Origin of the sequence: Ancylomarina euxina (assembly GCF_003863355.1) — a bacterium.
Lineage (GTDB): Bacteria > Bacteroidota > Bacteroidia > Bacteroidales > Marinifilaceae > Ancylomarina > Ancylomarina euxinus.
The window spans coordinates 19,185-30,960 of the sequence record NZ_QQWG01000009.1 but is presented as its reverse complement, the minus strand read 5'-3'; the positions used below and the strand labels follow the sequence as shown (position 1 = coordinate 30,960).

The 11,776-nt window shown below is 35.6% G+C and carries 9 protein-coding genes; 4 read left to right on the top strand and 5 right to left on the bottom strand.

The genetic code is table 11. The features are described from left to right. Positions 1-4 precede the first annotated feature (4 nt). Positions 5-1,423, top strand: a complete 1,419-nt coding sequence (locus DWB61_RS10205) for an efflux transporter outer membrane subunit (RefSeq protein ID WP_125030814.1) — start codon at positions 5-7, stop codon at positions 1,421-1,423. Between the two features lie 82 nt (positions 1,424-1,505). Here the strand turns inward: DWB61_RS10205 and DWB61_RS10200 are convergent, their stop codons facing one another. Further along, a complete protein-coding gene (locus DWB61_RS10200; RefSeq protein WP_125030813.1) occupies positions 1,506-2,858 on the bottom strand; it encodes an SO_0444 family Cu/Zn efflux transporter in 1,353 nt (450 codons plus the stop codon). 200 nt (positions 2,859-3,058) lie between these two features. Here DWB61_RS10200 and DWB61_RS10195 point away from each other — a divergent pair, with 200 nt between their 5' ends. Then, positions 3,059-4,237, top strand: a complete 1,179-nt coding sequence (locus tag DWB61_RS10195; RefSeq protein ID WP_125030812.1) for a porin family protein — start codon at positions 3,059-3,061, stop codon at positions 4,235-4,237. Positions 4,238-4,324: 87 nt separating this feature from the next. Continuing rightward, positions 4,325-4,852 (top strand): FMN-binding protein, encoded by a 528-nt coding sequence (locus DWB61_RS10190; protein ID WP_125030811.1) that lies wholly within the window; start codon positions 4,325-4,327, stop codon positions 4,850-4,852. A gap of 1 nt (position 4,853) precedes the next feature. Here the strand turns inward: DWB61_RS10190 and DWB61_RS10185 are convergent, their stop codons facing one another. The 4 genes from DWB61_RS10185 to nadB form a co-directional block, all read right to left on the bottom strand. After that, complete coding sequence (locus DWB61_RS10185; protein ID WP_125030810.1) at positions 4,854-6,980, bottom strand: tetratricopeptide repeat-containing sensor histidine kinase; 2,127 nt, start codon at positions 6,978-6,980, stop codon at positions 4,854-4,856. 263 nt (positions 6,981-7,243) lie between these two features. Then, a complete protein-coding gene (gene nadA, locus DWB61_RS10180) occupies positions 7,244-8,170 on the bottom strand; it encodes a quinolinate synthase NadA (protein ID WP_125030809.1) in 927 nt (308 codons plus the stop codon). Between the two features lie 12 nt (positions 8,171-8,182). Continuing rightward, a complete protein-coding gene (gene nadC, locus DWB61_RS10175) occupies positions 8,183-9,034 on the bottom strand; it encodes a carboxylating nicotinate-nucleotide diphosphorylase (protein WP_125030808.1) in 852 nt (283 codons plus the stop codon). Between the two features lie 13 nt (positions 9,035-9,047). Then, positions 9,048-10,625 (bottom strand): L-aspartate oxidase, encoded by a 1,578-nt coding sequence (nadB, locus tag DWB61_RS10170; protein ID WP_125030807.1) that lies wholly within the window; start codon positions 10,623-10,625, stop codon positions 9,048-9,050. A gap of 342 nt (positions 10,626-10,967) precedes the next feature. On the opposite strand from nadB, the gene DWB61_RS10165 reads away from it, so the two are divergent. Beyond that, entirely contained in the window at positions 10,968-11,765 is a 798-nt protein-coding gene (locus DWB61_RS10165; RefSeq protein WP_125030806.1) for a sulfite exporter TauE/SafE family protein, read from the top strand. Positions 11,766-11,776 lie beyond the last annotated feature (11 nt).

Below are 11,776 nucleotides of genomic sequence, written 5' to 3'. Positions count from 1 at the left end.
GACAATGAACACAAAAAGAATAATACTTGGAATGGTATTTTTGGCTTTAGCCTCAACGAGTTTACAATCTTGTTTTGTTGCCAGAAAATATCAGCAACCTGAAATCCAAGTTCAGGACCAATATAGGAATATATCAACGACAGATTCAGCTACTTTAGCGAGTATGCCTTGGGATAAGTTGTTTGCCGATTTACATTTAAATAAATTAATAAGTGAAGCTTTAAATTCAAATCTCGATCTGCTAATGGCAGTAGATCGAGTAAATGCCGCCGAAGCTTATTTTAAGCAAGGTAAAATGGGATACCTTCCTAGTGCAGGCTTAAGTGCAAATGGAGGTAAATACAGAGGATCTGATAATAGTCTTTCTGGAAGTGCCGCTGGTGGGAATGGTCCAAATTATGAGAATTTTCAACTAAATGGAAACATTTCTTGGGAAGCGGATATTTGGGGGAAGATAAGAAGTAATAGGAGAGCCAGTCAGTCGGCTTATTTACAATCTGAAGCCTCAACAAGAGCAGTGGAAAGTGCCTTGGTGGCCAATATGGCTTCAGCTTACTACCAGTTATTGGCATTAGATGCTCAAGCGGAAGTTGCTCGTAGAACTATAAGTAATCGCAAAGAAAGCTTAGAGACAATGAAAAGTCTTAAAGAAGCTGGGCGGGTAACTGAGGCAGCAGTTAAGCAGACAGAAGCACAATTGTATAGCACTCAGATTTTACTTCTCGATTTAGAGCAAAATGTTTCATTGCTTGAGAATACGATTTCACTCTTGTTGGGAAGAACAGTGGGGACAGTTGAGAGAGGAAAGTTAAAAGATCAACAAATAGATTTTGAGTTGAATACTGGTTTTCCAGTTCAATTATTTAGTAATCGTCCAGATGTAATGGCAGCAGAGTTTGGCCTTAAGAATGCATTTGAATTAACTAATGTAGCAAAGAGTAATTTTTACCCAAGCTTTAGTGTTAATGCTAGTTTAGGATTAGAAAGTATCAAATTTGAGGATTGGTTTAGTGCAAGTTCGATTTTTAATAATGTGATTGGAAATCTGACTCAACCTCTTTTTAATAAACGAAGCATTAGAACTCAGTATGAAATAGCAAAGGCAAGACAGTCTGAAGCTAAACACAATTTTAAGAAAGTGTTGTTAACGGCAAGCAAAGAAGTGTCAGATGCGCTCTACAGTTATAAGACTGAACAAGAACGTTACGAAATTAGAAAACAAGAGGTGAAAGCTTTAAGTGATGCAGTTAGTTACTCCGAAGAATTGTTGAATAATGCTTATGGCAATACAACCTATTTGGAAGTATTAACAGCAAGAAGCAATGCTCTTTCTTCAGAGATCAATCTGATTAATTCTAAGTTCAAACAATTGAATTCAACTGTTGAGCTTTATAAAGCATTAGGTGGGGGATGGAAGAAGTAGAATTTAACTTCTTTATTTCTAGGTTAGAAACGAAAAGGCAGCTATTTAGGCTGCCTTTTTTAGTATCTAAAGCTAGGATGGTTCAATTATTAATTTCGCCTCCAAATTCAAAACCCAAGCTTTCAAGTTCTCTTTGAATTGTTTCTAGTTTGATTTTTTTACCAGAAATATGAAGTCGTTTTTGTTCGAGGTTAACTTCTGCTAAGTCGATATTCTTTAGAGCTCCAATATGTTTTTCCACTGAGTTTTTACAATGGTTACAACTCATTCCTAGCACAGAAATTAGATAATCTTCCGTTTCGTTTTCTATAACTGAACTAGGTATGGTCTTGCGTTTAAGAATTGCCTTTTGGAGATATCCATTCAGAATCAAAAGTGTTAATGAGATACTACTACCCCATTGTAACCAGAGTGGTAAGGAAAAGTGACCTTCATGAGCACCCATGTGTGAATGAAGACCTTGCAGAGTGAACCATTCACTGGGTAAGGCATGGTCGATTAATAAGCCAAAAACAAGAGCACCCATGATGATGGATATCAGATAGGCAAAAGTAGTTTTGCGTCCCAGCACCTTGTTCAATACTGTAATGGTTGCTGCATTGGTAGCAGGACCAGCCATAAGGAAAACTAAGGCTGCACCTGGTGATACGCCTTTCATTAAAAGGACTGCAGCCACAGGAACCGAAGAGGTGGCACAGATATATAAAGGGACTGAGGCAAGTAGAATAACCAACATGCCAATAAAGTCATTCCCTACGTAGTTTGAAAAGAAATCATCAGGAATCAAAACCGAAATGAGGGCAGCCAAAATCAAACCTATAATCAACCATTTTGAAATATCCTGTAGAAAATCGACAAAGGCATATTTAAACATGGTGTAGATTTTCGAACGCTTTTTGTCAGTTTGTATGTCACAAGAGTCTCCACAACCACAATCGGATTCAGTTTTGGTATTGCAATTTGTATCACAGCTAGCAGTCTTAGTTGGAATGTTTTTTTCAAGTCCATACTCCCTTTTGTCGTATCGATTAGCTAACATGCCACCCACGTAACCTGTAACTAAAGCGATGATAGGTCGTATAATGGCAAATGGAAGCCCAAGAAGGGAGTATGTCACCAGTATAGAATCGACTCCTGTTTGTGGGGTTGAGATTAGAAAAGAGACTGATGAGCCTTTACTTGCTCCACTTTTATAAAAGGAGATACCAGTAGGTATAACACCACAGGAGCATAAAGGCATAGGAATACCCAGTAGTGAAGCATTTAGTACCGATCTGCCATTCTTTTGCCCCATGTACTTGTCTATGAATTTTTGTGGAATGGCAACTTTTAAAAGACCTGCAAAGAAGAAACCCAGCATTAGGTAAGGTGACATTTCATTTAAAATCTGAATGAAATCGATGAAGAATTGCTGTATATATGATGTGATATTCATTATTTGTGTTTTGATATATTTATGTAAGCGAAAGTATAAAAATATATGGATTTATGGATGTGTTTCGACTGAGTTTATTAAGAATAGATAAAAATACCTATATGTAGGTATTTCCTTTCATTAAGATTAGATCTAGTTTAGCAGCGTCAAACAAAGGTTGATTTTTGTTTAAAAGGGATTATATCTAAACTATATAAAAAATGAAAAAAGGATTATTGTTATTGATGGCTATTGCTTTTGTTTTTGGATTGAAAGCACAAGAAGTAAAAGATGAGTACAAGAGTATTGGTACAACAATTTTAGAAAGAGTTAAAGACGAAAGGTTAAGCATTGGCGGCTACGGTGAGATTCACTACAATCAACAAGTGAGTGGACAAACTCGTTATAATGGTAATATGGATGTTCACCGTATGGTGATGTTCTTTGGATATCAGTTTAACGATAAGACTTCATTCGTTACTGAGCTTGAATTTGAACATGTATCGGAAGTTTACGTTGAGCAGGCGTTCTTAAACTACAATGTTAGACCAAACACAGCTTTACGTGCAGGTTTGATGTTGGTACCAATGGGTATTGTTAACGAATACCACGAACCAACAACTTTCAATGGTGTTGAGCGCCCAAGTGTTGATCAAAAAATTATTCCAACAACATGGAGAGAGATTGGTTTCGGTATTAATGGTCGTTTAGCTAATGCACCTTTGAAATACCAAATGTATATCATGAATGGTTTCAATGGTTATGACGGATCAAGTAAGCTAAGAGCTTCGGATGGTGTACGTAAAGGTCGTCAGAAGGGTGCTGAGTCAACTTTCACTTCTCCTTCATTATCAGCTAAAGTTGATTATTATGGTGTTAAAGGTTTAAATTTGGGTCTTTCTGCTTACTTTGGTAAAACTCAGTCGTCTGCATTCGACGGATTAGATAAAGATGATAGTATTGCTGAAAATTTTGCAGATTCAACCCGTGTAGGTATCAGTATGTTTGGTCTTGATTTCCGTTACAAATTTGATGCTCTTCAATTAAAAGGACAGTATATTCATTCCTTCCTGAATAATGTTGATGAGTATAATAAAGTTGCTGATGGTGCTGATTTAGGTAAACAAATGATGGGTTACTATGTTGAAGCGGGATACGATTTACTTCACGGTAAGGAACAAGCTTTAATCCCATTCGTGCGTTACGAAAACTACAATACTCAGCATAAAATGGCTTCAGGTGAAATGGCTAACAAAGCCAACGATCGTCAAGATTTAGTTGTTGGATTGAGCTATCATTTAGCAAAAGGAGCTGTTGTAAAAGCAGATTACCAGTATTCAAAAAATGGAAACGATGATAAGGCTTACTTCTTAAACTTTGGAGTTGGTGTTTGGTTCTAAGAGGATATTAACTAAGGTATTATAACCTTTAATTGCGAAGTAGATGGTTTTCCATGTGCTTCGCAATTTCTGTTTTAAATTATATTTATGAGAAAGATTTCTATTTTAATTTGTTTGCTGGTTTCCAGCCTATTACTTAATGCGGCTGATTTTCCAAAATCGATACAAAAGAAAATTGATAATACCTTGTTGAAGCTTTACCCTAAAAAGGTGGTTGAGTTGAAGGATATGCTTGTGCCTGATAGTTTGCTTTTATCGTATACTTCAGTAAAAAATGTTAAGGTGTCTCTTTTAAAAGCAGCGGAATCCGAATTGGGATATGCTTGTTTTGCATCTTCGAAAGGTAAAAATGATTACTTCGATTATATGGTTATATTCGATGCTGACCTGATTATTAAGAAAGTTGTTGTGCTTGTTTACCGATCAACTTATGGAGGAGAAATCATGTCTCGTTCCTGGTTGAAGCAATTTATTGGTAAGAGTAGAGGAGAATCTTTGCAAATAGACAAAGATATTGATAGTATATCTGGAGCAACTCTTTCTGCGCCTTCAATCACTTTAGGTGTTAAAGATTTAAGTTTGTTGATTGCTGAGATTAATAAACAGGAAAAATAAATTAAGAATTATGTAAGGGGATCGTAAATATGAAGTTTGCCCCCTTGCTATCTTCACTTTCAATCCAGATTGAACCACCATTAGTTTCTACAAATTCTTTACAAAGAATTAAACCTAAACCAGTTCCTGTTTCATTATTAGTCCCCAATGTGGACATATTGCTGTCAATTTTAAAGAGTTTGTCTTGTTTCGATTGACTAATACCAATGCCTTTATCTTGAACTGATAATTGAAGGACCTTACCATCAACTTTAGTAAAGAGATTAATTTCTGAATTCGCAAATGAAAATTTGATGGCGTTACTAAGTAGGTTGCGAATTACCGTATTAATCATGTTTATATCTGCATTAACATGAATGCTTTTATCAACATGAGATATTATCTCTATGGATTTTTCTTTCGCTTTAAGTCTCTGAATTTCTATATTCTCCTCAATAACTTCCGATAGGTTAAAAATGGAGGCTTTGTATTTTATATTTCCTAGTTGAGATTTAGACCATTGCAATAGGTTTTCAAGTAGAGAATTCAAATTACGTGCAGATTGGTTTAAATAGGTGTTGTATTCTGCAACAGTTTCTATTTCTTTTGATGAAGAGCATTCGTCGTCTATCAAATTTGAAAAGCTAAGAATAGCGCCCAGAGGGGATCGTAAGTCGTGAGCAATGATTGAAAAGAATTTATCTTTGGTGCTATTGATCAATCTTAGTTTCTCATTTGATTCTTCTAGTTTATTATTAAAATCCTTAATTGTCTTGTGAGCTCCAGACATTCTTCGCAAAAGGAAGATGATAATAATGAGGATCACAATAGAAATTCCAAAGCCTAAAATGAATTGATTTTTTCTTTGGATTTCCTCTTTCAGATTATGCTGAGATATTTGATTTTGGGCTTTTAGTAAGTCGTTTTCTTTTTCTTTTTTCTCTGTTTCATACAGCGTCTGCATTTGAATAATCTTCTCAGATTTTTCAGTTTCGCTAAAATCATCTCTTAGAGAATCATATTCTGCAAAGGTTTTTTGAGCCAGTTTTAATTTTCCAGTTTCAAAAAAGTATTCAGTCTGCAGTTTAGCTAAATCAAGCTGCTTTTTGATTAAGTTTAGCTCTTTAGCTAAAGTTTTGGCTTTTGAAAGAAAACTGGCAGCCTTCTCAAATTTTTTTATCTTAATATAAACTCTTGAGAGGTATTCGTAATTGTATATGTATAAGGGGTTTGATTTGCTTCCTTGCTCGATATCTAAAGATGTGTTTAGGAAGTAAATGGCTTGTTCATAATCACCAAGGCGATAGTTTATCGAACCGAGATTGTGATAGTTAGATGCCAGTCCTGCTGTTATGTTTCCTGATTTTCGAATCTCCAGAGATCTAAGGTAATGTATCAGGGCTTTATTGTAGTTGTTTAAAGCTTCATATACGGTTCCGATATTATTATTAGCGACTGCCTGTTGGTAAATATCATTATTCTCTTGGGCTAATGCCAAGACTTCATTTAGTTTAATAAGTGCGGTTTCCCATTGCTCATCAGCGCTGTATATATTTGCTATATTTGCAAGTGTGCTTAATTTTAAATCTTTAAGATCATTTTTTTCTATAATGGTATTTGCACTTAAGAATGCTTGGAGTGCTTTTTGAAAATTATCTTGTTCCCAGTAAATACTCCCCAGTAGATTGTATGTGATTGCTTGATAGTATGCAAACTGATATTTCTGGGACAAATTTAAAGCTTCACTAAAATAAGAGAATGCCTTTTCATGTTCAGATTTAGTATTGTAGTTTATTCCAATTAATATCTGAGATCTGACAATTAGATATGGAAGGTTATTTGTTTTAGCTATATTAAGTGCGGTGTTGAGATGATAAAATGATGAATCGAGTTGTTTGTTTGCTTCAAAAGCTCTTGCAAGATCTTGATGAGTCCTTGCAAGTAAGCTATCATTTGAGAACTTGTTTAAATGGTTTATGAGCTGATAAGCGTAAAATGTGCTTGAATCAATATCTGTATCCTTGTATTTCTTAAATTGTTCTTGTAAATGCTTAGATGTGGAATCCTTCGTTTTATCATCTGTTGAAAAGCCAAAGCTGGCCCAGCAGAGGAATAAAAGGAGGAGTATGGGGGTGGTTAATTTAGACATAAATAAGTCTTGGGATATGATTAGTTGGTAAAGATGTGCGCTAAAGAAACATCATGCTAAAACTGTTTTTTTTATTGCCGACTAAAGATATGATTTTCTATATGAAATCGTTTATTAAATTAATAATATTAGTTCTAAATAGACTGATATTGTAAAGGATTAAGTATTTTGTTATGACTGAGATAGATTGGATAGTTTTTGTTCCCAATTTGTGTTATGTACATAAAAAAAAGCCTTGTCAATTTTGACAAGGCTTAGTGTATTTATCCAATCTCTAACATCCTGTTTATAGAGAGTTGAGCTTTTTTTGTAATCTCAGGATCTATCTCTACACGATATTGCTCATGAAGCAGAGCTTCGTATAAGCCTTGTAGCGTTACTTTCTTCATAGAACCACAGATAACTTTAGGATGAACTAAAATGAACTCCTTGTCAGGATTCTCTTTCTGTAGTTGGTGTAAAGTGCCTTTCTCGGTTGCGATAATAAATTGTTTCTTATCCGACTCTTTAGCGTGTTTTATAATTCCAGCAGTAGAGTAGAAGAATGTTTTAGGATGAGCTAAAATCAAATCATCACCAGAGCAATTACTTTCAGGATGAATTAGAATATCTGCATCAGGATATTGCTGGTGCATATCTAAAACCATATCAGAAGATATGCATTCATGAACGCAACAATCACCATCCCATAACTCCATATTATAACCTGTTTTCTTATTTAGATAAGCCCCCAGGTTCTTATCAGGTGTAAAGAATATTTTTTTATCCTTACCCAAGTGTTCTATCACTTGCAAAGCATTCGATGAGGTACAGCAATAATCCGTTTCAGCTTTAACTTCAGCCGTTGTGTTTACATAGGAAACTATTAAACCTTCAGGATTAGCTTCTTTCCACTTTCTTAAATCAGAACCTGTAATACTTTCAGCTAATGAGCAACCACAACGTTGAGCAGGAATTAAAACCTTCTTTTCAGGAGAAGTAATAGCTGCCGTTTCAGCCATAAAGTGAACTCCACAGAATACAATGATGTCTGCTGTAGTTTCAGCAGCTTGTCTAGCTAAACCTAATGAATCACCAACGTAATCAGCTAAATCCTGAATTTCTGTATCGGTATAATAGTGTGCAAGAATAACAGCATTCTTCTTCGCTTTCAAGTCTTCAATTTGCTTGATTATTTCTTGTTTTTCCATCTTAATCTCTGATTATAATTGGCAAATATTCTGGCTGATATCAAGAGCTATAACTGAATGTGTTAATGCGCCCACAGAAATCACGTCGATACCTGTTGCTGCAACGCCTTTTAAGCGATCAATATTCATATTTCCTGAAGCTTCAACAAGACATCTGCCACCAATTAGCTGTACTGCTTCAGTCATAAGTTCATTACTCATATTATCTAGCATGATAATATCTGCCCCAGCATTAGCTGCCTGAGCTACCTCGTTTAGCGTTGTTGTTTCGACTTCAATTTTAATGTCAGAAGGAATGGCTGCACGAACTTGGGCAACAGCCTTAGCTATTCCACCAGCAATCTTAATGTGGTTGTCTTTAATCATTGCAAGGTCGAATAAACCAATACGATGATTGGTACCACCACCCATTTTCACTGCATACTTATCAAAGGTACGTAGGCCAGGAACGGTTTTACGGGTATCTAGAATCTTAACTTTTGTCCCTTCAACTTCCTTAACGTACTTAGCCGTTTCAGTAGCAATACCTGATAGTCGTTGCAGTAAATTTAATGCTAGACGTTCTCCTGTTAAAAGGGCTCTGAAACTAGCTTCAATTTCAACAATTAAATCTCCTTTTTTTACGCTGTCCCCATCTTTTACAAGAGGCTTCCAAATAAGATTAGAGTCTAATTTTTCAAAAACTTTTCTAGCAATAGGTAGGCCTGCAATAACACCATCAGCTTTTGCTGTCATACTAGCTTTAGCTGTTGTGCTTTCAGGAATTAAACTGTTGCTTGTGATGTCGCCACTTCCGATGTCTTCGCGAAAGGCGTGATCTATAATGAAATCGACTTCCTGTAAGTTTAGTCCGGTTTCTTCCATTTTTATTCTTCTATTATTTGTTTTCGATGGGAACAAAGCACAAGTCTTTGTCTTTGGTTTGTATTGAGTGAGCCATATAGGCTTTATTTTCTTTTTCGAAATCGCTTCTAATATGACCGCCACGACTCTCTTCACGTTGAAGAGCAGCTTGGGCCATCAGTTCGCAGACTTGGATTAAGTTTAGCATGCGAGTGCTATAATATTCATTTGTATCGAATGGGAAATTTTGCTTAATAAATTCTAAGTTGTCAATTAAATTATTGATATCTGCCTGACAGCGAACAATTCCTAATTGGCTATTCATTGCATTTGCAATGAGATTGACTTGATTTAGAAACTCAGGTTCTATTTCAGGATTTAAATGTAATTCCTTTGAATTAAACTCAGGACAATAATTATTTATAGATTGACTTGTCGCATGTATGATGGCACGTTTACCAAACACCAAACACTCTAAAAGGGAATTGGATGCTAAGCGATTAGCTCCCATTACACCAGATGAAGCAAGTTCACCGAAACTGTAGAGGTTTGCGATATTAGTTTCGCCGTTTAATCCAGTTTTAATTCCACCAACCATATAATGAGCAGCAGGAGCAATTGGAACTTGAATACACATATCGACTCCAAACTCAGCACACTTTTTATAGAGAGTAGGGAAGCGTTGTTTTATTTTTTTTGAATCCAGATGATCGAGTCTTAAGTAAACAAAGTCATCCTTATTCTCTTGCATTTGTTCAAAAATAGAACGAGCAACCACATCACGAGGAGCTAATTCAGCAAGCTCATGTTTGTTGAGCATGAAACGTTCTCCCTTTTTATTGAATAGTTGGGCTCCTTCTCCACGAACGGCTTCGCTTATGAGAAAGGTGTTACCGTCTTCAGAGTAAAAGGCAGAAGGGTGAAATTGAATAAACTCCATGTCAGCAAGTTCAACGCCTTCAGCATAAGCCAAGGCAATTCCATCACCAACTGTAGTATCAGGATTGGTTGTTCGTTGATAAATTGCTGAAGCACCTCCCATGGCTAAAAATGTATGCTTAGCCTTTATTTTAAGATTGGTATGATCACAAGGATTATAAGTAAGAACACCAAAGCATTGTTTATTCTCGCATAATAGCTTATAAACCATCTGATTTTCGAGAACTTCAATATTTTTGTTGTCTCGTATTTTTTGAGTTAAAAACTGAACCAACTCTTTCCCTGTGGAATCTCCACCAGCATGCAAGACTCTTCTTCTGTGATGCCCGCCTTCGAGTCCGCGAGATAACTCACCCTCAAGTGTGTCAAATTGCATACCCATATCTATCAGGTCTTTGATTCTTTCAGGCCCCTCGTTAACCAGAATATTAACAGGAGGATAATCGCACAAGCCACGCCCTGCTTCGAAAGTATCTTTCAAATGTAAATCTGGAGAGTCGTTTGAATCTGTTACAGCAGCAATTCCCCCTTGTGCATAATAGGAATTGCTAACATTGAGATTAGTCTTAGTCACGAGAACAACTCGTCCAAAGTCAGATGCACAATTGGCTGCATATAGTCCAGCTAACCCGCTACCAATAATCAAAAAATCATACTCTTTTTCTGTAAACATTTTTTTTTGAAATCGTTTTTTATTCGTTTCGAACGAAGACTTTTTAATCTTGCTGCGAAAATAGGTCTTTTTAGCGGTTTAGTTCACCAAAAATAAGCTAAAATTAAGGTTGAAGCTTGTTTTACTCATAAAAAAGGGCTTGGAATGTGGTATTTCATTTGTTTCAGTTTGTTACTATTTGATGTGTTATCAAGTATTCGTTGAAGGGATGTAGTCTTTGTTTTTTTTGAAATGACACTCTGATTTAATAAAAAACCTTAATTGTTTTATTAAAAATTATAAATTCACACTTAAGATTAATTAGTCATAAGAGCTATTTTTATAATGATTTAAATCAGAATTATGTCTGGAATTATACAGTATCTACAAGAATTGGACATCTATTCTTTACCTATAATCGCTTTGTTAATTGGTGCTGGTTTTTTTGTGGGATTTATTAACACTTTAGCAGGGAGTGGTACAGTCATTTCCTATTCCTTATTTATGTTTTTAGGTTTATCAGCACCTTTTGCCAACGGAACAATTCGTTTAGGAGTTATTATGCAGACTTTATCAGCTAGCTTAAATTTTAAACGGAAAGGCGTTTTAGATATTAAAAAAGGCTTGTTTTTAGCTTTGCCCACTGTTTTAGGTTCCATTTTAGGGGCTCAAATCGCAGTTAATATTCATAAGGATATTTTTGAGATTGTTATTGCAGTAGTGATGCTGATCATGGGTGTTTTTATTTTTCTAAAGCCTCAAAGATGGCTCAAAGGTGTAGACGTACTTCAAAAGAAGCGCTTGGGTCTAAAATCTTTTCTTCTTTTTTTTCTAATTGGTATATATGGCGGTTTTATTCATATTGGAGTAGGTATTTTTCTTTTAGCAGCTTTGGTTTTGCAAGGAGGTTTTGATTTAGTTAAAGCTAACGCTTTGAAAGTTTTCATCGTCTTCCTATATAGTCCTTTTGCTTTGTTGGTGTATATGCTTAACGGCCAGGTTCATTATGGTGTTGGGCTGATCGCTGCTATCGGAAATGTTGCAGGAGGAGTCGTAGCCTCTCATTTTGCTTTAAGTTGGGGATCTAATTTTGTCAGGTGGTTGTTAATTCTGATTATTTTGTTGTTTTCTCTTCGTGCTTTAGGTCTTTATAGTTTGTAATTGGCTGGCAG